General features: G+C 58.7%; 16 protein-coding genes and 3 pseudogenes. 16 read left to right on the forward strand and 3 right to left on the reverse strand.

Annotated elements, in window-relative coordinates; genetic code table 11:
- The gene (locus tag FHT71_RS19425) at positions 1 to 669 is read left to right on the forward strand and encodes an amino acid ABC transporter permease (RefSeq protein WP_132592606.1); all 669 of its coding nucleotides are present in this window, start codon (positions 1 to 3) and stop codon (positions 667 to 669) included.
- Positions 666 to 1,319 (forward strand): amino acid ABC transporter permease, encoded by a 654-nt coding sequence (locus tag FHT71_RS19430; RefSeq protein ID WP_132592604.1) that lies wholly within the window; start codon positions 666 to 668, stop codon positions 1,317 to 1,319. The genes FHT71_RS19425 and FHT71_RS19430 overlap by 4 nt, the downstream gene beginning before the upstream one ends.
- Before the next feature lie 386 nt (positions 1,320 to 1,705).
- Here the strand turns inward: FHT71_RS19430 and FHT71_RS19435 are convergent, their stop codons facing one another.
- Positions 1,706 to 2,146: a hypothetical protein gene (locus tag FHT71_RS19435; protein WP_132592602.1), complete on the reverse strand. Its 441-nt coding sequence runs from the start codon at positions 2,144 to 2,146 to the stop codon at positions 1,706 to 1,708.
- A gap of 228 nt (positions 2,147 to 2,374) precedes the next feature.
- On the opposite strand from FHT71_RS19435, the gene FHT71_RS19440 reads away from it, so the two are divergent.
- The 13 genes and pseudogenes from FHT71_RS19440 (at position 2,375) to FHT71_RS19505 (ending at position 13,248) form a co-directional block, all read left to right on the forward strand.
- Positions 2,375 to 3,283: a MurR/RpiR family transcriptional regulator gene (locus tag FHT71_RS19440; RefSeq protein ID WP_132592600.1), complete on the forward strand. Its 909-nt coding sequence runs from the start codon at positions 2,375 to 2,377 to the stop codon at positions 3,281 to 3,283.
- 95 nt (positions 3,284 to 3,378) lie between these two features.
- Complete coding sequence (locus tag FHT71_RS19445; RefSeq protein WP_183721501.1) at positions 3,379 to 4,380, forward strand: extracellular solute-binding protein; 1,002 nt, start codon at positions 3,379 to 3,381, stop codon at positions 4,378 to 4,380.
- 222 nt (positions 4,381 to 4,602) lie between these two features.
- Positions 4,603 to 5,274 (forward strand): annotated as a pseudogene (locus FHT71_RS31815) (ABC transporter permease subunit); the annotation flags it as partial.
- A gap of 299 nt (positions 5,275 to 5,573) precedes the next feature.
- Positions 5,574 to 6,182, forward strand: coding sequence for an ABC transporter permease subunit (locus FHT71_RS32365; RefSeq protein ID WP_245505524.1), 609 nt, complete (start codon positions 5,574 to 5,576; stop codon positions 6,180 to 6,182).
- The gene (locus FHT71_RS19460; protein WP_183721504.1) at positions 6,163 to 6,936 is read left to right on the forward strand and encodes an ABC transporter ATP-binding protein; all 774 of its coding nucleotides are present in this window, start codon (positions 6,163 to 6,165) and stop codon (positions 6,934 to 6,936) included. Before FHT71_RS32365 ends, FHT71_RS19460 begins: the two co-directional genes overlap by 20 nt.
- A 296-nt stretch (positions 6,937 to 7,232) precedes the next feature.
- Positions 7,233 to 7,988: a COG4280 domain-containing protein gene (locus tag FHT71_RS19470; protein ID WP_132592592.1), complete on the forward strand. Its 756-nt coding sequence runs from the start codon at positions 7,233 to 7,235 to the stop codon at positions 7,986 to 7,988.
- Positions 7,985 to 8,203, forward strand: coding sequence for a hypothetical protein (locus FHT71_RS19475; protein WP_132592590.1), 219 nt, complete (start codon positions 7,985 to 7,987; stop codon positions 8,201 to 8,203). Before FHT71_RS19470 ends, FHT71_RS19475 begins: the two co-directional genes overlap by 4 nt.
- Before the next feature lie 253 nt (positions 8,204 to 8,456).
- Positions 8,457 to 8,757, forward strand: a pseudogene (locus tag FHT71_RS19480) (hypothetical protein).
- A 146-nt stretch (positions 8,758 to 8,903) separates the two neighbouring features.
- Positions 8,904 to 10,535, forward strand: coding sequence for a phosphoethanolamine--lipid A transferase (locus FHT71_RS19485; protein ID WP_165933155.1), 1,632 nt, complete (start codon positions 8,904 to 8,906; stop codon positions 10,533 to 10,535).
- A 33-nt stretch (positions 10,536 to 10,568) separates the two neighbouring features.
- Positions 10,569 to 10,922 carry a response regulator gene (locus FHT71_RS19490; protein WP_132592586.1) on the forward strand — a complete coding sequence of 118 codons (354 nt, stop codon included), beginning with the start codon at positions 10,569 to 10,571 and terminating at the stop codon, positions 10,920 to 10,922.
- Between the two features lie 47 nt (positions 10,923 to 10,969).
- A complete protein-coding gene (locus FHT71_RS19495; protein WP_246718046.1) occupies positions 10,970 to 11,611 on the forward strand; it encodes a phosphatase PAP2 family protein in 642 nt (213 codons plus the stop codon).
- 108 nt (positions 11,612 to 11,719) lie between these two features.
- A complete protein-coding gene (gene cmoA, locus FHT71_RS19500; protein ID WP_132592582.1) occupies positions 11,720 to 12,481 on the forward strand; it encodes a carboxy-S-adenosyl-L-methionine synthase CmoA in 762 nt (253 codons plus the stop codon).
- 11 nt (positions 12,482 to 12,492) lie between these two features.
- On the forward strand, positions 12,493 to 13,248 hold the full coding sequence (locus FHT71_RS19505) for an isoprenylcysteine carboxylmethyltransferase family protein (RefSeq protein ID WP_132592580.1): 756 nt from the start codon (positions 12,493 to 12,495) through the stop codon (positions 13,246 to 13,248).
- Positions 13,249 to 13,414: 166 nt separating this feature from the next.
- On the opposite strand, the gene FHT71_RS19510 is transcribed toward FHT71_RS19505, so the two are convergent.
- On the reverse strand, positions 13,415 to 13,960 hold the full coding sequence (locus tag FHT71_RS19510) for a tyrosine-protein phosphatase (protein ID WP_132592578.1): 546 nt from the start codon (positions 13,958 to 13,960) through the stop codon (positions 13,415 to 13,417).
- A gap of 92 nt (positions 13,961 to 14,052) precedes the next feature.
- Positions 14,053 to 14,840 (reverse strand): annotated as a pseudogene (locus tag FHT71_RS19515) (HAMP domain-containing sensor histidine kinase); the annotation flags it as partial.
- A gap of 446 nt (positions 14,841 to 15,286) precedes the next feature.
- On the opposite strand from FHT71_RS19515, the gene FHT71_RS19520 reads away from it, so the two are divergent.
- Positions 15,287 to 22,120: a peroxidase family protein gene (locus FHT71_RS19520; protein WP_183721510.1), complete on the forward strand. Its 6,834-nt coding sequence runs from the start codon at positions 15,287 to 15,289 to the stop codon at positions 22,118 to 22,120.
- The last annotated feature ends 173 nt before the right edge of the window (positions 22,121 to 22,293 follow it).

Raw genomic sequence — 22,293 nt, forward strand, 5'->3', positions numbered from 1 at the left:
ATGACCTATAGCCTTGGCTTCGATTGGCTCTGGAGCGGTGCGGGGGCGCTTGCTTACGGCGCGGGCATGACGTTTTTTCTGATTGCCTGCACCACCGTCTTTGGGACGATACTGAGTGTTTTTGGTGCCGCGGCGCGCCGAAGTCGGTTTCAATGGTTGCGCCGGGCCGTTGGCATTTACGTGGAAGTCATCCGCAACACGCCATTCCTGGTCCAACTGTTCTTTATCTTCTTTGGCCTGCCGAGCCTCGGCATCCGTCTTAACCCGGTAACCGCGGCATTGCTCGCAATGACCCTGAACATGGCCGCCTACACGACCGAGGTCGTTGGCGCTGGCCTCGACGCTATCCCCAAAGGGCAAAGCGAAGCAGCGCGCGCGCTCGGGCTGAAGCCCAGGCACGTATTTTTCAAGGTCGTCTTGCCCCAGGCGCTCAAGATTATCTTTCCGGCCCTGACAAGTCAGATCGTCATCATGATGCTGGAATCGGCTGTGGTCTCACAGATCTCCGTTCGCGAACTGGCGCAAGAGGCTGACCTTCTGCAGGCCCGTACGTTTCGTTCATTTGAGACCTACCTTGTCGTGACCCTGATCTACCTTGCCATGTCGGCAAGCCTCAGGCGACTGCTGATCGCTGGCGGTCGTCGGTTCCTGGGAGCGGGAATATCATGATCGAGTTCACGTTCTGGGATATTTTGCGCAATCTTGTCTTCGCGACGCGTTGGACGCTGCTCTTGTCGATTGCTGCGTTCGTCGGCGGGGCGAGCGTCGGCATGGCAATCCTCTTTGCGAGGATATCGACGGGTTTCTGGCCAAGGCGTCTGGCGTCAGGTTACATTGCACTGTTTCAGGGAACACCGCTCCTGATGCAGCTTTTCCTGATGTTCTTTGGTTTGCCCATGCTGGGCTTTCGAATCGAGCCATGGACGGCTGCCGTGTGCGGGCTCACATTTTATGCAAGCGCATATCTCGCCGAGATCTGGCGTAGCGGTGTCGAGGCGCTTCCGCGCGGTCAGTGGGACGCTGGCGCAAGTCTCGGTCTGCATCGCCTGCAAGAGCTTCGTCTCATTATCCTCCCGCAGGCCTTCAGGATAACGCGCGCACCGACCGTCGGGTTTCTCGTGCAGCTCATCAAAAGTACGGCCCTGACGTCCATTCTTGGCTTTGAGGAGCTGATGCGAACGGCAAACGCGATCAACAATGCAACATTCGAACCTTTCAAGGTTTACGGGTTGGTCGCCCTCATTTTCTTTGTCCTTTGCTATCCACTTACCGAGTATGCGCGAAAGCTTGAAAGGGAAGCCGCGGTTTGTTCAAACTAGCCGGCAAATGACGGGTGCGGCGTTTCTTCCGCCATATCGAGCCGGGGTGGCTGGACCCACTCTGTCTCCTTCAAGCCCGGGAGCCAGCGATTGAAAGCTGCTGCGGGAGGCCGATGGTCTGACGCGGTGCGGAATGATCAAGTCCGTCTTCAACGTCAAAGGCACCTTTCAGAAACGTCATTTCCAGGTCGAAAATCGGGACCTTCAAGTCAGCCCCGGCAGCCAACTAGCAAGACTGGGCGTGCGCGTGGCACGTTGGACGACAAACTGAAAAAGCGCCGCTGGCGGCTTTGGTGGCCGAGCTGGCCAGGGCCTTTAAGGGTAGGGGAGTAGCGCGTCCTCCGATGCGGATCCGGGGCGCGGTATGCGCTTTTAGGCGGCGGGTTTTAAACTGGATTCGACGTCGCAGATGGCTTGGCCTTCTTTGCTGGCTTCGGCTTCGCGCGGGTGATAAGGCCGACGCCGCGGGCCAGCCGCTCGATCTCGGTCTTGATGCGGGCCCGGTGCCACACGTTAAGGATCGGGGTCTTGCTGCGCAGGTCGGCAAGGATGGCGTCGACGTTGCTCCTCAGAGCGAGCGGAAGACGCTCAACGCGCTCTGTTGTCAGAACTGTGTTGTGCTCATCGATGTAGGCGGCGATCTCATCGCTCCAGCGTTGGCGTTGCTCTGGGGTGCCGAAGTCCGGAATGAGCTGGTCGGGCGTCGGCCTGGTATTGATCCCATACTTGCCGAGGATGTAAACCAGCTTCTGCCGGGTTCGCTTCGCGCTGCTGTCGTAATAGGAAGCGTAGCATTGGATGCGACCTTTGTCGGTTCTGAACTGCATTGTCGGGTTCCTTTGTAGCTGACGTCAGCTTAATTTCCATAGCTGACAGTCAGCTTAATGACTGTGAGCGCTGAACCACTCTTCCTGGCACCTAATCGTCGTTGCCGAGGCTTGGACCTGCCGACGGGAGCCGCGCCCTGCCGGAGCCCAATGCACCTTCCTGTCATTTTATTGAAACAGACATTACGCATAACGATATCCTGTAGTGATTACGACATGGTGGGTTTGATGACCGAAGGTGCAGTGCTTGGTGATGGCTCCCTGGAGGAGCGCATAGAGGCCAACTTTGCCTCGCTTTCCCCGGCCGAACAGAAAATGGCATCGTTCTTTCGGACGCAGAAGGAAGCTGTTTTGTTGAACTCGGCTGCCGAGATCGCCGAGAAGGCGGGGACGAGCGACGCAACCGTGGTGCGAGCCGCGCGTTCGCTCGGCTTTGACAGCCTGTTTTCTCTGCGCGAAGCCATCCTCGCTGATCTGACGGCGACCAGTCCTGAAGGAAGACTAAGCCGAACGCTCGCCGATGTGGCAAACACGACAGGGGGAGCACTTGGCCATGTGCTCAGGGCTCATCAGGAAAGCATTGACGCAATGACGTCGCCGGATTTTTCCTCGGCCTTCGACCGCGCAATCGACATACTGTTTTCTGCCAATCGCCGCTTCGTCTTTGGCATCGGCCCGTCCGGATACGTGGCAAACTATACCGCTTTGCAATTCAATCGCATCGGCCTCTCTACGGTACCCTTGTCCGATACCGGAATTGGCCTGGCCGACAGTCTTCTCGGCTTGCGGCAGGGAGATGCGGTGATGATGATCGCCAACGCTCCGATCTATCGGGAAGTGTCGGTGATCCTCGACTACGCCGAAGAGCACGACGTTCCTGTTGTCTTGGTTGGGGATACGCTCGGCCCGTTCATACGCAAACGGACGGCTGAGATCTTGCCGACGCCCCGTGGAAAAGCCGATCACCTTGCCATGCACGGTGCGACGATGGTCCTTGTGGAAGCAATGATCGTCGCGATGGCGGACCGCGACCGCTCCGCTGCTCTCGAATCTCTGGCCAACTTCGCTGAACTCAGAGGCTCGATCGACAAGCTTTGGCAGAAGAGGGGTGTAAGGTCCAACCCTAAAAGAAAGTAACTATTTTCAAGTTTGTAATATAGGTGAAATATAGATGATTTATAATCCGCATGCGTACTGTGTGAAACTTTAAGATAAACCTCAGGAATTGTGAGATGATCAGGAGCACAATTGCATTTGGTCTTTCAGCTTGTGCATTCGCTGCTGCCAGCATGGCGTCGGCTGCCGACAAGCTAGTCGTTTATTCAGCGCTGGACACCGTCGAAAGTGCGAGCAAGGCATTCACGCAAAAGACTGGGATCGAAGTAGACCTGGTCCGGCTTTCGACGGGCGAACTCCTGGGCAAGGTTGCTGCGGAAGGCAACAACCCGAGGTTCGACGTCATCTGGGTCGAAGGCTCTGCTGTGATGAGCCGCCTGGCGCAGCAGGGCATTCTCAAGCCGGAACCTGGACTGGCCGACAACGTGGACTATACCGAACTCGGCCGGAAGTTGGTGCCGGAAAGTCAAGCATATTTCCCGGTGAGTGTATCGACGACCGCCATCGCTGTGAATGATAGCAAGCTGAACGGGGTTACCGCACCCCGGTCGTGGACCGAGCTGGCGGCGTTTGCAGGCAAGGTCGCGGCAAAGGATCCCAACCTGTCCGGTCCAGCGTTCCAATGGCTCGCGGGCTACTTCGAAGCCAAGGGTGTGGACGCCGGAAAGACCGAGCTTCAAAGTATCCTGACAAACAAGTCGCTGAGCGGCATTCCGAGCGGTGGTGCCGTGAACAAGTCGCTGATCACGGGCGATGCGGCACTTGCGATCCAGCAGGATAATTCAATTTACGCCCTGATCGACAAGAAGGAGCCGGTCTCCATCGTCTATCCTTCTGATGGCGTGGTCGCAATCCCGGCGAGTGCGGGAATTGCTGCGATTTCGAAGCACGAAGATCAGGCAAAGTCCTTCGTCGAGTTCCTGCTCACCAAGGACGGCGAAACCGCGATGCTGAAGACCGAAGGCGGCGACGGATACTTCGCTCCTGTCATCAAGGGCGTGACCGGTCGTGGCGCCCGGGTCGACAATACGTCGACCTGGAAAATCCTGGACGACAAGACCGCAGCGACCAACGAAACCGAATGGAAGCAGTGGTTCCGCGATCAGTTCGTTCCCTGAATAGACGCCGAGGGGCGTAAGTGCACACCCGCGCCCCTTTTCTGCCCGAGTGCCAAGACGAGAATTGATGTCATGAAAGCTCAAATCCGCCCCCGACGGCCCAATTGGGAAGGCAGAGCACCGCTCCTCTGGGCTGTTTCGTTCATCCTTATCGGGTTACCGCTGCTCCTCGTTCTCGCTCAGGCCGTCTTGCCGCGAATGTTCGATCCAGTGTCACCGACCATGGAGCCTTCGCTTGCTGCACTGTCGCGCCTTGCCTCATCGCCTCGGCTGTTGCGTGGCATCGTAAACACGGTTGTACTCGGTTTTGTTGGAGCATTCGTATCGACGGCATTGGGGGTCACGTTGGCCCTCGTGCTGACCCTGACAAGCGTGAAGGGCCGCAGACTGTGGCAACTTGTACCCTGGGCGGTTTTTGCGACGCCGGGCTATCTCAAGGGGCTGGCGTGGGTATTGCTCATGTCGCCGGGCGGCTACGTCGTGTATCTCGGCATCCTTAGCCCTGAACACGCTTCCGCCTTTTTCAGTCCGGTCGGATTGCTCATGATTCTGGCGATATCGCTGTTTCCTGTTCCCTACTTCATAGCGCGCTCGCGGCTGCAGGGGCTCGGCGGCGAGTTTGTCGACGCGGCGCGCATGGCATCGGCTCGTCCATTTCAGGTGACGAGGCGGATAGTGGTTCCGATGCTGCTTCCAGCCATCGCATTGGCGCTTCTGACCACTTTTGCGGAAATCGTCGGCGACTTCGGTATTGCCAACACGATCGCCCGTTCCATGAACTTCGGCCTTCTGACCTACAATATCTATGCCGCCACAGCGAGCTTCCCGGTCGACTTCGCTGCAGCCGGTGCGCAGGCCTTGTTCCTTGTTTTCCTTGTGTCCGGATCCATCCTCGCAACGGCGTTGAGCGGCGGCAATCGGGATACCCGGTTCCTGACGGGCCGCAATCGTGACCTCTCCACGTATAGCCTTGGACCATACCAGCTGTTGGCCGTAATCCTGCTTGCAGCGCTCAGCTTTGCATCGGCTATCGTGCCCCTTATGGCGATCGCTCTGCGAGCATTCACGGTATCGCTTGCTGCAGCGCTTTCACCAGATAACTTCTCGTTGGATGCAATCCGCACGGTGTTCGACGCGACCACCGTTGCCGGACAGGCGCTCATCTGGACCTTTGTCTATGCCTTCCTGGCCGCGTGCGTCGCGGTCACCTTCGCAACGCTGTTTGCCTACCGTATCGCGATGGCTTCGCGCACGACGAGGCTGGTCTCTGCCGGATTGGCGATGGTGACTGTCGCCATTCCCGGGATAATCTTGGCCTTCGGCTATATCCTTCTCTACAACCGCCTGATCGGCTTCAAGGATACGGGCCTTTACGGATCACGTGCCTTGCTCGTGATCGGCTATGCCGCGGCGGCACTTCCCTATTGCCTGATCTTCCTTGGGCGGCCCTGGATCGGCTCGGTCCATCTCTCGCAGAGGCGTCCAGGCTTTCGGGCGCGACGCCGACACAGCACCTGCAGCGGGTCGTCGTTCCCCTTATTCGCCGTGCTGTCACGGTGGCATTCGGCGTGACGCTCATAAGGTCGATTTTCGAGCTTCCAATGGCGCAATTTCTGATGCCGAGTGCCGGACCGTCGCTGGCGGCTCTGATCGTAAACGACTTCACGCAAGATCGCGACGCCGTTGCCTGCGCGCTTGCGCTAGTTACCCTTGTCGCCGTTGCCGTGGTCGCGGCCATCGGGGCGGCGATCAACAAACTCCAAACGGATCGGAGGGTCGATCGTGAACCAGCCCGCTCTTGAATGCCTTTCTCTCTCGAAATCGCTCGGCGGCAAGCCGGTCCTGAGGTCGCTCGATCTAAGCGTCCAGCAAGGCGAGGTCGTCGCGCTTGTTGGTGCAAGCGGTTCGGGCAAGTCGACCTTGCTCAGGTCAATTGCCGGCCTTGTCACGCCCGACAATGGCTCCATCCGAATCCAGGGGGACACCGTGTGGACCCGCGATAGCGCTGTTGCCCCTGAAGATCGCAACCTAGGGCTCGTATTTCAGGACTACGCTCTGTGGCCACACATGACGGTTCGAAAAAACCTGAGCTTTGGCCTGGAGGTCAGGAGACTTCCGCGCAGCGAGATCGCAGGGCGCGTTGACCACGCCCTGGACATCACACAGCTTGGCCCGCTGGCCGAACGCCGTCCCAGCGAGCTTTCCGGCGGGCAGCAGCAGCGGGTGGCGATTGCTCGCTGTTTGGCGATGCGCCCGAGGCTGCTCTTGCTCGATGAACCACTCAGCAACCTCGACGCTGCGCTTCGAGACGATCTTCGCACCGAGATGATGCGTCTCATTCGTCTCGAAGGCATCACTGCGCTTTACGTCACGCACGATCAAGTCGAGGCCATGGCGGTATCGGATCGCCTGGCGGTGATGGATAGCGGCTCAATTGTCCAATTCGCGGCCCCGCAAGATATCTACGCCGCGCCGGCAAACGCTTTCGTCGCACGCTTCCTTGGAGGGTTCTCCCCGAGGGACAGCGCGCGAGCTCCGATTTGCGGTCGGCAATAACGGCGCGATCCTCAACCATAGCTCGCCCGGACACAACGGTTCCGCCATGCTTGTTGTCCGGCCCGAAGATGGCCGGCCAGCTACCGATTATCCCGATAACAACCTGACCGGCGAGGTCCTCGACAGTGCCTTTCATGGGCGCTGCTGGAGGCTTCAAGTGAGGGTGGGAGGCGACGTGGTGCGCATCGACTGGCCGCGTCGCGAACAGCCGGGCTCGCCGCTCGCATTCTCGCTCCCGCCGGAGCGCTGCACTGTGTTGCCTGCATGAACACCACCGAGAAAAACGGACAGATCAAATGACGACGATAACAAGCATAACCTCGACGATAACGGCGTCGTTCCTCGGCTCCCTCGTCGAGGTCGTGGAAGCCTTTACAATCATCCTTGCGGTGGGCGTGACCCAAAGCTGGCGTCCGGCGTTCATCGGAACTGGCCTTGCCCTCGCAGTCCTGGCGATCCTGGTGCTCGCGCTCGGACCGCTTCTCGGAATGATACCGATCGAACTCATGCAGTTCGTGATTGGGAGCTTGCTGATCCTCTTTGGTTTGCGGTGGCTTCGCAAGGCGATTTTGCGTGCCTCCGGCTTCATTGCGCTCCATGACGAAGAGAAGGTCTTCGCAGAAGAGACGGACAACCTTCGACGTCAGGCATCCGACAGGCGCGCGAACGTCCTGGCCGCCATCGCGGCATTCAAGGCTGTTCTGCTCGAAGGCGTGGAGGTGGTCTTCATCGTCATTGCAACGGGTGCTGGCCACGGCATGATCGGCTATGCGAGTATCGGCGCGTTGGCAGCCTGCCTCCTCATTCTCGTGATCGGCCTGTTCGTGCACAAGCCGCTTTCCACGGTTCCCGAAAACAGCCTCAAGTTCGTCGTCGGCCTGCTCCTCAGCGCGTTTGGCATCTTCTGGGTCGGCGAGGGTATCGGCGCCGAGTGGCCGGGAGCTGACCTTTCACTGATCCCAATTCTCACCGTTTTGATCGTCGTGTCGTTCGGCTTGGTTCGGATGCTCCAACAGTATTTTGACACCCATACGAAGCAGGTCGCACGATGAACATCCTGAAAATAATCCTGAAAGAAACGGTTGGCCTGTTCATCGATGACGGGGCGCTTGCTCTGTTTGCAACCCTATTGATCGCGCTTACGGGGGGGCTCGTCAAATATGCGGGCATCGACGGACTACTGGGTGCGGCCATCCTTTTCATTGGATGCTTGCTCATCCTCGCCGAGAGCGTCGCCAGGGCAGCGCGTCGCAAATTCAAAGACTGATCAAGCCGCCTGACAGGGGAGGGCAGTCTGGCATCGGACTGCCTTCGTATGCGGCCGGGCTATTTCCTTGGGCGTTTTCGCATGTAGTTCATTGTATTTGCAGTAATATTTGTCATCGCGTCAAAATCAGCATGGAACCATTTGTGGGGTTCCATGCGTTTTCTCTCTGGAACATCCGGTAGCTTAGGACCCACGCGTTTTGCGCAGCGCGGAGCCGGTGCCGGGCGAGAATGTCAGATCTGGAGACGGGAAGATGAAGAAGTTCATTTTGTCAGGAGTCATTGCGGTCGTTGCCGCAAGTACAGGTATTGTCGAACCAACGCTTGCCCGATCACATCACCATCATCATAACAACACAGGTGCTGCCGTGGCAGGCGAAATTGCCGCCGCGTCATTGGCGGACTGGTAGGCGGTGCAATCGCCAACAACCATGAACCACGTTGTGTCGATCCCGGTCCGCCGCCTGCGCGCTGCACTGTGGGGTCGAGGATCGCGGCGTGCAGAACGCCTATGACGGTGGCTGGCACGTGGAAAGCGTCCGCGTCTGCGAATAGACGCATGTCATGAAGGTGAAAGGCGACCGCGCGAAGCACGCGGCCGCCTTGGTCTTTACTTGCTCGGCGGCTTTTGCCGATTTCAGGTAATTGTCAGCAATACTCTCCAAAAGCAGGTTTGCGTCGGAGAGTTAAAGTTGACGAAAATGCCTGCAAATGTGAGCTCGATGCGGCCGAGGATTGGCAGCATCCAGCTCTGTATCCTTACTAGCTGCTACATTCTTGTTTCCTGCAACAACACATTTTGGCAGAAGGCTTCGGACTATCTCGGTAGCGGCAGCGGTCCCTTGTGGGCGCTGTATCTCGCAATGGCGGCGCTGTTCGTCGCCGCCGTCACGCCGTTTTCTACCAAGTATCTGATCAAGCCTTTTTTGATCTTTCTGGTCATGGTTGCAGCGGTGGCCGCCCATTTTACTGACACCTTCGGGGTGGTCATCGACAGCGACATGATTCGCAATGCGATGGAAACCACGCCCGCTGAAGCCCAGCATCTGATCACCCCCGATCTCATCGTCCATGTCGCCATCTTCGGCATTTTGCCATCGATGCTCATCGGCTGGGTGAAGGTCGACCACCACCCGTTCATGCGAAAGGTCGTTTGGAACGTTGTCGCGATCCTTGCCTCGCTCGCGATATTCAGCGTCTGTGGTGCAACTTACTCGCGCGAGTATACGGCGGCCGTCAGAGAGCGGAGGGACATCACAAAAAGCTTCAACCCCGTGACGCCGATCGTCAGCACCGCGCGATATTTCCTCAGTTTGCGCAAAGAAGCCGCGATCGTTGTTCAGCCTGTCGGGGTCGATGCTGCCGTCAGGCCGCCGGTGACCGCTATCAACAAGCCTCGCGTGACAATCATTGTCGCGGGCGAGACTGCGCGCGCCGAGAATTTCTCGCTTGGGGGCTACGAACGCGAGACGAATCCGCAACTGAAGGCCCGCAACGTCGTCTACTTCTCGAATACGACGAGCTGCGGAACGGCGACGGCGACGTCAATCCCCTGCATGTTTTCCCGGTTCGGCCGGTCGGACTTCAGCCACGCCAAGGCAATGGGCAACGAGAACCTCCTTGACGTGCTTGCGCATGCCGGGATCGACATTGCGTGGTTCGACAATAATACTGGAAGCAAGGGTGTCGCTGATCGCATCAATTACCTCGATCTGGCGGGCTCGAAGGATCCGAGGTTCTGTCAGGAGGGAGAGTGTCTCGACGGCATTTTCCTGGACAAGCTCGACCAGTGGCTAAGCCACGTCAAGGGCGACAGCGTCCTGGTGCTGCACCAACTGGGAAGCCATGGTCCCGCCTACTATCTCCGATATCCCGAGCATCAAGGTACGTTCGTTCCCGACTGTCGCACGCCGGAACTCGGCAAGTGTTCGGCTGGGGAGATCGTCAATGCCTACGACAACTCCATCCTGTACACGGACTACTTCCTTGCGACGGTGATAGATCGTCTCAAGGCCCGGTCGGGCCAGATGGCCGCAGGGATGATCTATATGTCGGATCACGGGGAGTCCTTGGGCGAGAAGGGGTTATACCTCCATGGCACGCCGTACCTTTTTGCGCCCTCCCAGCAGACACATGTGCCGTTCCTGACCTGGTTTGACGACGATTTCACGAAATCCATGGGCCTGGATCCCTCGTGTCTTCGAAAGGAAACGTCGTCGCCGACGTCCCACGACAATCTCTTCCACAGCGTACTTGGCATGATGAGCGTGTCGACTTCTGTGTACGACCGCAAGCTCGACGTGTTCGCTGCATGCACACGCGGGAACTCCTGACGACGGCAACGAGAACGATAGGAGCATAGCCGGGTGAACGTGCTTGTCGTTGAAGACAACGTCGAAATCGGGGACGCAGTGTCAGCGCACGTGGAGGCTGATGGCCACCACGTGGACTGGTGCGTCAACCTGACGGATGCCTCCCGCAAGCTTGTGTCGGAAAAATACGACCTTGTGCTTCTGGATCTCCGGTTACCGGACGGCAGCGGCCTCTCGCTGTTGCGCGACATCCGTGGAGGGGGTGAAAGGGTTCCGGTGATCATAATGACGGCACAGGATCAATACAGCGATCGGTTGGCCGGCATGAGGGGAGGTGCCACAGATTTCCTGGTCAAGCCTTTCGATCTGAATGAGCTTTCTTCGCGAATAAGGCACATCAGGCAATGAAGGGGCCTCTAGACAGTACTCGCGTGCGGCTGAATTGGACTTCAGCGTTGCGGGCTGCTCCCATCGCATTGCCGCTGTTGGCAGTTCCGCTGCTGCACCTGGCCATAGAAGTCCGCGAGGGCGATACTCTTGGTTGGGATCAGGCGATTCTTCTCTCGCTGAGGCACGCCGATGACGTTACCCGACCTGTAGGTCCGGCTTGGCTTGGAACCGCGATGGTAAACTACACCAGCCTCGGCGGTGTGGCCGTGCTTCTGTTGATCGTTTTGGCGACGGTCGGATTCCTCCTGATCGGTCGTCGTCCCGTTGATGCGCTTTTTGTATCAGCAGGCCTTGTTGGCGGATGGCTGTGCAGCAATGCCTTGAAGATATGGATAGCGCGACCGCGACCGGATGTGGTCACCCATTTGGTTTCCGTCGCCGATGCGAGTTTCCCCAGCGGTCATGCCATGGTCTCGACTGCAACATACCTGACGTTGGCTGCCGTCTTGGTCCGATTTCTGCGCAGTCCTGCGCAGAAGGTATATGTCTTCATGGTGGTCGGCCTGCTGCTGTGCACAATCGGCCTCAGCCGAATATACCTTGGCGTGCACTACCCTACTGATGTATTCTTTGGTTGGTTCGCGGGCAGCGTGTGGGCGCTGACCTGCTGGCTTGCCTTCAGGCGGTTTCTTTCTCCATCGACGTGAGCGGTAGGCTTTCAGGTTACCGTCAGGCTTTTGTGGCCAAATCGCTACGCGCCGGGTGTGTCTTGGGGAAAGGCACGCCCATCATCATTTGCTATATTTGGAGCGGATATGACCGACCAGTCTAACCGTCTTGTTCTGCATACGAATTCGCGTGACGAGGTTTTTGCCGACGAACGCGATGCGGTTGCGGACTTTTCTTTCAACTCGACCGTTGCAAACGTCTTCGACGACATGGTCAGCCGCTCAGTTCCGTTTTACGGAGAGATGCAGCGGATGGTTTGCGAACTCGCGCGGGATTTTGCCCAGCCGCAGTCGAGCCTCTATGACATTGGTTGCTCGACCGCGACCACGCTGCTGGCGCTGGACCACATCGTTGACAACCACGTGGATTTCGTCGGAATCGACAACGCTCCGGACATGCTCAAGAAGGCGGCGGAGAAAATCGAGGAATCCGGTACGAACCGATCAATCGACTTGGTCACGGCCGACCTTCATCGCGGCTTCTCCGTCGAAAACGCGAGCGTCGTTACAATGCTGCTGACCCTTCAGTTCGTGCGACCGCTTTTTCGCGAACGCGTGATGAAGACGATCTACGACGGGCTAAACGAACACGGCTGCCTGTTGCTGATCGAAAAGCTGACGAGTGAGGACACCACGTTCAACCGCCTCTTCATCGACCACTACTATGATTTCAAGCGGCGCAACGGCTACTCTTCCATCGAGATATCGAAGAAGCGTGAAGCCTTGGAAAATGTCCTCATTCCTTACCGCCTCGAGGAGAACATTCAACTGCTTCGTGAGGTGGGCTTCAAGAGCACGGAAGTCTTCTTCCGCTGGTATAATTTCTGCGGCATTGTCGCGATCAAGTAAGGCGGAATACCATGAAGAATGTGATGCTCAAAATCGGGACCTTCTTTTTCAAGTACCGGAACCAGGCTTTCCCGCTGATCATCGTCGCACTGTTCGTCGCATCGCCACCCACGGTGACGACATTTGGAAGCGCACAACTCGAGCGGTGGAAGGACGCCATCGCCCTGGTCATTATCCTGGCTGGGCTGGCATTGCGTGCAACCGTAGTCGGGTATGCCTACATCAGGCGAGGCGGTTTGAACAAACGGGTCTATGCCGATGATCTTGTCACGGAAGGCATGTTTGGCGTCTGCCGTAATCCTCTTTATGTCGGGAATATGCTCGTTTACTCGGGACTTTTCCTGTTCCACGGAAATCCAGTCGTCGTCGTCGTTGGATGCCTGCTATTCGCGTTCATCTACCAGTGCATCGTCTACGCTGAAGAGGAGTTTCTCGCCAACAAGTTCGGCGAGGGTTATGGCGCCTATTGCCGTGATGTTCCAAGGTGGGGTCTCAAGCTCAGTGCGTTTTCCTCCTCTACGGAGGGAATGGCATTTAACTGGAAACGGGTCATCGCCAAGGACTATTCAACTATGTCGTCGACGCTCATCGCGGTCCTGGCAACGGAGTTCTATCGGGTCGCCGCCGACACGATTACGCAGCAGGAGCTTTCCTACGCGATTGTGCTGGTGGCACTTTTCGTTGCAGTCCTCGCCCTCACGGGAGTGACCAGCTCCCTGAAGAAGCTTGGTGTCTTTAAAGAAATGACCGCAGCCCATAGGGGCTGAAGGCGGACCACGGGGCCCTCAACAAAGGTCCCCGTGGGTCCACTTTGGCGCAAGCCTGATGTCCAGAGCCATACAAGCCGCTGCGATAGACTGTCCTTGCGATCTGACAACTTTGCGGTTCCTCTTGCGATCGCGAAGCGCCAGCGCGCTCATTTTTAATTGGAAACTAACCCGCAGTTGGGCTGTGCTGTTCGAAATTTTCCCAGCTTTCGTCCATTGCGTACGCCGCGGAGAGCCCAGGGATGCTGACATGCCCGAAGTAGAATGACAGTTGCCCTTCTGAGGTCTCTTCATCGCGACCGGCTATTCGGTTGCTGTAGAGCGCCGCAGCAAGGCCCGACCTGTCCGCTCCCGCCTGGCAATGGATCAGGATGGGCTTGGGAAGGGAGGCCATCAGCTTTACGAGTTCATCAGCGCGCTCGGACGACATCACCTTCGAAGCAGACATCGGAAAGTCGACATGGGTGACGCCGAGTTGTTGGCTGGTTGCCACCTCCGCGGAGTACCAGGTCCCCTTGTCACCGCTTGCCCGCAAGTTGATGATCGATTTGATGCCGTTTTCCCGGACATAGGTTTCCAACAGACGGGGGCTCGGCTGAGCGGACCGATAGAGTTCGCCTTTTATGACCGTGTGAAAATTTCCGGCCAGCTGCAAGTACGCCGGATATAAAGCGGTCGCGATGCCGGCAAATGCCAGGCATGCTGTTATCATCGAGAAACGCCTGGAAACCATTTGCGCCCTGTGGTCCTTAAAACTGGAATACAGGGAGCAATGCCATCAAATGCTGACGAGCACCTGAAACACTAGACGGCCTGGAGCCGGACCGAAATTTTCAGACCCGGACGATTGTCTTCCACGTCGATCTGCGCGCCGTGGAGATCTGCGATCGCCTTCACGAGGCTCAGTCCGAGCCCGCTTCCTGGTGTGGTTCGACTGTTGTCCAGCCGATAAGGGTGGCTGAATACCTTCTCTCGCTCAGCGGAAGGAATACCGGGTCCCCGTGTCTGCAATACTTACGACCGCGAAGTTGTGTTCCCATCGAAGGGAGACGTTGATCTTGGTCTTGGTCTTGGGCGGGCAGTGGGTGATGGCATTTTCCACTATGTTGACGACCATCTGGATGAGCAGTTCGCGATCTCCCTGGACGAGGGTCGGCACGCATTCCTCGACCGTCAAGGTCTGGTCGTTGTCCTCCGCGACCTCGGTGTAGGCATCATCGATCAGGAGCAAAATGTCTCGAAGGTCGACTGAATGAAATTTAAGACGCCGCGCCCCCGCCTCGATTTGAGATATTCGCAGGAGCGCTTCGAAGGTTGCGTTTATCTGGCCGCTCTCGCCGTGCGCTTCCTCAAGCAGTGCGGCGACGTCTTTCGTGGACCCTGCGGGCCTCTTCCAGTGTCATTCTCAGTCGGTTGAGCGGCGTCTTCAGCTCGTGAGCGATGTCTGCGCTGACCTGACACATGCCTTCGACAAGGCCGGCCAGGCGGGAAAGCGCGTCGTTTATCTGCTTGAACACATGATCCAGATCGTCATCAGCGTCTCGAAGTGGAATGCGGCTATCGAGGCGGCCGTTGGAGACGTCCAGCATCGTTCGCGTAACACCGCCGTGGACGCGGCGGGAGTTGGTCTGCATCGCCAGCGGCACCCATTTCCCCCAGCGTGTCGGCGCACGACACCAGCGCGGAACGCCGATGAACGCGCGCGATAAGGTCCAGGCTTGTTGATTTTTTATGAATGGAACCAGAGGCGGGCCGGCGCTCTTTGCTCGGAAAAATGAGCAAAGGCCATGCCGGACGCCCGCCTACCAACATCGGACTTTAGTCCCCCGATATCGCGACTTGTGTCCGACGACGTTTAGACCTTTGTGACAGATGTCGACTGTCCTGTTGGTGCCAATATTCGATGGACCTTGTACTCTGGATAACTGCCCCTACGCACATATACAACTTCCGACAGTCATTTGTTGTCTGCCGATTTGAACGGAAAGGATGAAGGTCCTTTCCGACGGGCGGCTTTTTTTCGGGAGAGGGGATCGACATGGCCACGCAGAATCCGAATTTCACAGTCAACCAGGACGACCTTGCTTACATTCTGAAGCAGATCATCGTCGCCGAGCGCGAAGTTGCCGGAGAAAGCCTGCAATCGATCATCGGGCCGAATGCCGCAATTCTTCCCTGGGGTCTACGCCACGTCGATGGCAGCAACAACAACCTGTTGCCCGGCGGACAGTTTGTCGGCGCGGCGGACCAGATTCTGCCGCGTTTGCTCGATCCGAACTTCCTCAATGATCAGGATGGAGACAGCTTGCCGTTCGGGCCGCCGCCTGCGCCGGTGCTGACCAACACTGACTATGGTTCGTCAGGAAGCGTCGTCGACGCCGACCCGCGCACGATCAGCAATCTCATAGTCGATATGACCGTAACCAACCCAGCGGCGATCGCCGCGTGGTTTGCCAATCCGCTATCCGTTGCCGCCTGGGAAGATGCCCATCCCGGCATGAACCCGGTTGCGCCCGGAGAGGCAGTTAATCCCAACGATGTCGAGCTGACGAACGCCGACCTGTCGAATATTCCGAACCAATCGCCTGATGTCGGCTTGTCGCCGCAGTTCAACGGCTGGATGACCTTCTTCGGTCAGTTCTTCGACCATGGTCTTGATCTGATCACGAAAGGCAGCAACGGAACGGTCTTCGTCCCATTGCAGCCCGATGATCCGCTATACGACCCAACGCCTGGGGCGCCCAACTTCATGGCCCTTACCCGCAGCACGCAGGTCGATGGTCCCGGTGCCGACGGTATCATGGGAACGGCCGACGACACGCATCATGAAACGATAAACACCACGACGCCATGGGTAGATCAGAACCAGACCTACACCTCCCATCCGTCGCATCAGGTTTTCCTGCGCCAATATGCTTTCTCGGTTGACTCCGACGGCGATGGAACACTCGACTCGCACGCCGTCTCGACTGGAAAATTGCTGGACGGCAGCCACGGAGGCATCGCTACCTGGGCTGATACGAAGGCTCAGGCAAAGACCATGCTGGGCCTCATTGTCGATGATTACGATGTTCTCAACGTGCCGCTGCTCGCAACTGACCCTTATGGCGAATTCATCCGCGGACCGAACGGCTTTGCGCAATTGGTCATGCCGCCGGATGCAACTCATCCCACCAACTGGCTTTTGGAAGGCACGGCAACGGGGCTGGCAATCCCCCCAACGGCGCTCCGCACCGGTCATGCGTTCCTGAACGACATTGCCCATCACGCAGAACCGGTCATGGTCGACACGGACCATGACCCCGGAACGCCTGCGGTCAGGCAGGTTGCGGATACGGATGTTCTCGACTTCAACGGGGATGGTGTGATCAATGCGGCTGACCTGGCTGCCGGCGCCGGGCAGATTAAGGATGCCGATCACAACGGCGTCATTGACCTGGCCGATCTCGCCGACGTCAATCTCGACGGCGAGATCACTGCGGCCGACCTGATTGCAGATGACCGAAACCCACTGACCTACGACAATGAAATGCTCGACGCGCATTTCGTTACAGGTGATGGGCGCGGCAACGAGAATATCGGCCTGACTGCTGTTCACAACATCTTTCATTCCGAGCACAACCGGCTTGTCGACGCGAACAAGCAGACGATCCTCGCTTCAGGCGATCTTGCCTTCATCAATCAGTGGCTGGACAAGGACCATCAAATCACGGCCTTGCCGACACCCGCGAACACCGGATCGCTCGTCTGGGACGGCGAACGCCTGTTCCAATCGGCGAAATTCGTAACCGAGATGGAATACCAGCACCTTGTCTTCGAGGAATTCGCCCGCAAGGTTCAGCCGGCTGTCAATCCATTCGTGTTTACGAACACACCGGATATCAATCCGGCGATCGTCGCCGAATTCGCGCATGTCGTCTATCGCTTCGGACACTCGATGCTCACCGACACGATCGATCGGCTCGATATCAACATGAATGCCGATGACATCGCGCTCTTCGACGGATTCCTTAATCCGCAGGCATTCGAGGCTAGCGGCATCACGGCTTCGGAAGCCGCGGGCGCGATCATTCGCGGCATGACCCGACAGGCAGGCAACGAGATCGACGAGTTTGTCGTCGACACGCTGCGCAATCGCCTCCTCGGTCTGCCGCTCGATCTTGCCGCACTCAATCTTGCCCGCGGACGCGATACCGGTGTTCCAGCTTTCAACGTCGCTCGCGCAGGTTTCTATCACGATAGCGGAAACATTGACCTGAAGCCGTATGACAACTGGCTGGCCTACGCCCAAAATCTCAAGAACCCGCTGTCGATCGTCAACTTTATCGCCGCATACGGTACACATCCATTGCTCCTCGCTGAAACGACCCTGGAGGGCAAGCGTGCGGTCGCGACCGCTTTGGTGCTTGGCACTACGGAAACCATCCTGGGAGATCCGAGCACAGCGGCCGATGATCGAACAGTCATCGGTGCCAGCATTGCCGATCGCATCGCCTTCCTCAACAGTACCGGTGCCTGGGCAGGCGTAGAATCTGGCCTCAACCTCGTCGATCTCTGGATCGGCGGCCTGGCGGAACGCAAGACTGAATTCGGTGGCATGTTGGGCTCGACCTTCAACTATGTCTTCGAAAACCAGATGGAGAAGCTGCAGAATGGCGACCGGCTCTACTACCTCAGCCGTCTGCAGGGTCTGAACTTGCTGAACGAACTGGAGCCCAATACCTTCGCAGCTCTTGTCATGCGCAACACCGATCTCGGCGACACGCATTCTTCGCACCTGCCGGGCACGCTGTTCGACACGCCGGACCTCATTCTCGAACTAGATCCCACGATCAAGCAGATTACCAATCTTGTTCTGGATGCCACTGGGCACGCGATCTTCCAGGCGGGAGGTTCTGCCGATCCGATGCAGGACAGTGACATCCTCCAGGCGATTGATCCCAAGGTTACGCGCATAAATCCCGGGGCGGACGTGGACGGGGACGGGCAGGGCGACGGCGGCTATCTGCGCTTCAGCGGCGGCGAGCATGTTGTACTAGGGGGCACGGAAGGCAACGACACGCTGATCGGCGACCGCGGCATCGACACGCTTTGGGGCGACGCTGGCGACGACTACTTGAACGCCCAGACGGAGTCTGACCAGGTCTTCGGCGGTGACGGCGACGACATCATTGTCGATCCGTTCGGTGACAACTTCTTGCGCGGGGACGCGGGCAACGACGTCGTCAGCGCCGGTGCGGGCTTTAACACAATCTTCGGGGGCGAAGGTCAGGACTTCATTCTTGCCGGCACCGATGGCAGCGAGGTGTTTGCTGGTCGAGACAATGACTTCGTTCTCGGCGGTATCGGTAACGAAGGCTTGATGGGCAACGAAGGCGATGACTGGATCGAAGGTGGCGATGGCTTCGATACGCTATCAGGTGAAAACTCGCAGCTGTTCTTCAACTCGACGATCATCGGCCACGATATCCTGAACGGCCAGAACAACGATACAGACTACGACGGCGAATCCGGCGACGACATCATGTTCGAAGGTCCCGGCATTCAGCGCAACAACGGCATGCTGGGCTTCGACTGGGGCGTCCACAAGTTCGACCCCAATCCCGCCCATTCCGATTTGGCGCTCGGCATCGCGGCCAACGGTATTCCGGCAATCAACGGCTTCGACATCCAGCAGGATCTCACGCTGCGAGACCGTTTTGACTCGACCGAAGGTCTTTCCGGCTGGAAGTTCGACGACCAGCTATGGGGCAGCAATGAGCCGATCGGTGCGGTCGGCGCGGGCGGCGCGGAAGTCGTCGGCGGCACGATCTTCGATAGCGCGTTGACGCAGGAAGGCGTCGACCGCATTCGCGGTTTGGGCGCTTTGCTGACCGGCATTGACGACGACGACGTCGACGAGTTCGGCGTCACCCATCCCGGCATCCGCCTCAATACCAGCACCGGCGCAAACATTATCCTCGGAGGTGGCGGCAGCGACCGGATCACTGGTCGGGCCGGCAATGACATCATCGATGGTGATTCCTGGCTTAACGTTCGCATCCTGGTGCATGCCAACAAGGACGGCACAGGCGCGGTCATCGGCACGTCGGACGGTATGGCGATGAAGGTCAATGCCGTTGATGCCGCGGGAAATCTGAGGTTCAACCCGGATGGCAGCCCAATCTACCTGGCAGACGGAAAGACGATGTCGCAGGCGATGCTTGACCGCTCGCTCAATCCGGGCCAGCTCGAGATGATCAGGGAAATCCTTGATGGCGATACTGACAATACCGCCAATGACGTCTCGATCTATTTTGGCGTATCGACCGGTTACACATGGCAGCATAATCTCGACGGAAGCTGGACGGTTACAGACACCGATGCCACCGATGGCGACGACGGCATCGACAAGCTTTGGAACATCGAGACGCTGCGCTTCACCGATCGCGATGTGATGATCGTCAACCGCCCGCCGACCGGGGCACCGACGATTACCGGCGCCGAGAACGTGCTGACCGCCAACACCACCGGCATCGCCGACCCGAACGGACTCGGCGCCTTCAGTTTCCGCTGGCAAGCGTCAGCCGACGAGGGCCTCACCTGGTCGACGACACTGGCGACTACACAGAGCTTCGCTGTTCCTGCTGCGCGGGTCGGACAGCTCGTGCGCGTAGTCGTCGACTACACCGATCAGGGTGGCACTGCCGAAACTGTGACATCGGTGATGACGGCGCGTGTCGGCAACAATGCCAACGTCGCCGTTGAGACCCTCAACGGCACCGCCGGTCCGAACCTCCTGAACGGTCGCGGCGGTCCTGATACCCTCAACGGCAACGACGGCAATGATGTCCTAAACGGCAGCGGTGGCAATGACACGTTGAACGGGGGCAATGGCAATGACAGCCTGAACGGCGGCGCCGGCGCGGACACGCTCGACGGCGGTAATGACAACGACGCCCTCAACGGTGGTGCCGGGAACGATACCATAGCAGGCGGGGCCGGCGACGACACCATTAGCTGGAGCGCGACCAGCCTGTTGGGCTTCGATATTGCGACCGACGGTCGCGATGTCATCAACGGTGGCACGGAAGGAACCGTCGGGGACACGGTCGTCATCAACGGCTCTGCGTCAACTGAGACGTACCGGATCTACACCCATGATGCTGCGGTGACCGCGGGTGTGGTTGCCGCGACCAACGCGGCCGAAATCGTCATCACGCGCACCGTTCAGCCACCCATTGGGGGCGTGCAGACGAGCGTAATTGCCGAACTCAGCGAGATCGAGGAGATCCGTATCAATACTACGACGGTGACGACGACACCGACACCCGGAACCGCAAACGGTGATACCGTGCAACTGATCGGCAATTTTGCCAGCACGAGCCTGAACCTCAATACTGTTCATATTGACGGCTCGGCGGGTGACGATACCGTCGATATCAGTTCGCTGACATCGGCACACCGTATCGTGTTCACCTCGAATGGCGGTCACGACACGATCGTCGGGACCTTGCGTCCGCAGGATATCGTGCGGCTCGCGCCCGGGTCGACGCTGGCCGATTATCAATCGACGACAGCCAACGGCATGACCACAATGTCGAACGGTACGCATTCGATCACCTTTGCCAGCGCCGGTACGCCGACCTTCGAAGTCGACCCTGGCAATGGTGGCGGTGGTAACGGTGGAAGCAATGGCGGCCAAGACGGCGGCGACGGCGGTCAGAACCCGGGCGGCGGTGATGATGGTGGCAATGGTGGCCAGAACGGCGGCGGCGATGACGATGGTCAAAATGGTGGCGGCGGCGATGACGGCGGCAACGACGACGACGGTGACAACAATGGCGGCAGCGATGATGGGGGCAACGGCGGCCAGAACAATGGCGGTGGTGATGATGGCGGCAACGGTGGCGACGACGATGGCCAGAACCAGGGTGGCGATGACGGCGGCGGTGACGATGGCTCCGGTGACGGTGGCACGGATCCGCTTCCGGTTGCGGCACGGACGTTGATCGGGACGGCGGCTGGTGATGTGCTGCTTGGTGCTGCCGGGGATGACGTTGTGCTTGGCGGGGGCGGCGGGGATATCGTGGTCGGCGATGGCGGCCACGATATCCTGCGCGGCGAGGACGGCGACGACGTGGTGACGGCTGGCGACGGCAACGACAGCGTCACGGGCGGGGCCGGTGACGACGAGCTGCATGGCGGGTCAGGCGACGACATGCTGTTTGGCAATGCCGGCAAGGACATGATCCATGGCGAGGGCGGCTCCGACTTCATCGAGGGCGGGGCCGGCGACGACCAGGTCTGGGGTGGGGCCGGCGATGACGGGATCATCGCCTCTGCCGGCGACGGCGACGACCAGTACTGGGGCGGCGAGGGCATCGACACGCTGGACTATGCGGTGGCGAGCGCCAACCTGGCGGTCGACCTCGGCAACGGCTTCATGCAGCGTGGCCAGGTGTCGGGGGGCTCGACCGGGACGGATGTCGTCTACGGCTTCGAGAACGTCATCACCGGCTCCGGCCATGACACGATCACGGCAACGGCTGCGGTCAACGTCATGGACGGCGGGCTCGGCAACGACACCTTCCGCTTCCTGTCGGCGGGCGCTGCCGATGGCGACACGATCCATGGCTTCCAGCCGGGCGACAAGATCGACTTTGCGGCCATCGACGCCAATACGGGCAGTGCCGGTGTGCAGCACTTCTCGCTTGCGGCAGGCGGTTCGCTGACGGCGGCCGGCCAGGTGGTGGTCACCCACGAGGTGCTGAACGGCGACGAGTTCACGGTGATCCACGGCAATGTCGACAGCAACACCGATGCCGACTTCGTGCTGATGCTGAAGGGCAACTACAACCTGACGGCCAGCGACTTCAACGGCGTCTCTTGAGGGGACGAGCGCGCCTGCCCGACCGGGGGATCCCGGTCGGGGTCAAAGCTAGCGGCTTAGGCTGTGACCCTTAACCCGGTTCGAACCCCTGATCGTCAGCCTCGCCACTCCTGCCTCCCGATGGGAAGGCGACACAGTTTTAATAGTTTTGGAATTGTTGGTTGCGAGGGTTC

The organism is Rhizobium sp. BK060, from assembly GCF_014193145.1.
In the GTDB taxonomy this organism is placed as follows: domain Bacteria; phylum Pseudomonadota; class Alphaproteobacteria; order Rhizobiales; family Rhizobiaceae; genus Rhizobium.

What these genes read in the sequence shown, in the direction of transcription:
- cmoA (WP_132592582.1), top strand. Translation starts at nt 11,720, where the DNA reads ATGACCGACCAGTCTAACCGTCTTGTTCTGCATACGAATTCGCGTGAC.
- FHT71_RS19440 (WP_132592600.1), top strand. Translation starts at nt 2,375, where the DNA reads ATGACCGAAGGTGCAGTGCTTGGTGATGGCTCCCTGGAGGAGCGCATA.
- FHT71_RS19520 (WP_183721510.1), top strand. Translation starts at nt 15,287, where the DNA reads ATGGCCACGCAGAATCCGAATTTCACAGTCAACCAGGACGACCTTGCT.
- FHT71_RS19435 (WP_132592602.1), bottom strand. Translation starts at nt 2,146, where the DNA reads ATGCAGTTCAGAACCGACAAAGGTCGCATCCAATGCTACGCTTCCTAT.
- FHT71_RS19425 (WP_132592606.1), top strand. Translation starts at nt 1, where the DNA reads ATGACCTATAGCCTTGGCTTCGATTGGCTCTGGAGCGGTGCGGGGGCG.
- FHT71_RS19445 (WP_183721501.1), top strand. Translation starts at nt 3,379, where the DNA reads ATGATCAGGAGCACAATTGCATTTGGTCTTTCAGCTTGTGCATTCGCT.
- FHT71_RS19510 (WP_132592578.1), bottom strand. Translation starts at nt 13,960, where the DNA reads ATGATAACAGCATGCCTGGCATTTGCCGGCATCGCGACCGCTTTATAT.
- FHT71_RS19505 (WP_132592580.1), top strand. Translation starts at nt 12,493, where the DNA reads ATGAAGAATGTGATGCTCAAAATCGGGACCTTCTTTTTCAAGTACCGG.
- FHT71_RS19475 (WP_132592590.1), top strand. Translation starts at nt 7,985, where the DNA reads ATGAACATCCTGAAAATAATCCTGAAAGAAACGGTTGGCCTGTTCATC.
- FHT71_RS19430 (WP_132592604.1), top strand. Translation starts at nt 666, where the DNA reads ATGATCGAGTTCACGTTCTGGGATATTTTGCGCAATCTTGTCTTCGCG.
- FHT71_RS19485 (WP_165933155.1), top strand. Translation starts at nt 8,904, where the DNA reads ATGCCTGCAAATGTGAGCTCGATGCGGCCGAGGATTGGCAGCATCCAG.
- FHT71_RS19470 (WP_132592592.1), top strand. Translation starts at nt 7,233, where the DNA reads ATGACGACGATAACAAGCATAACCTCGACGATAACGGCGTCGTTCCTC.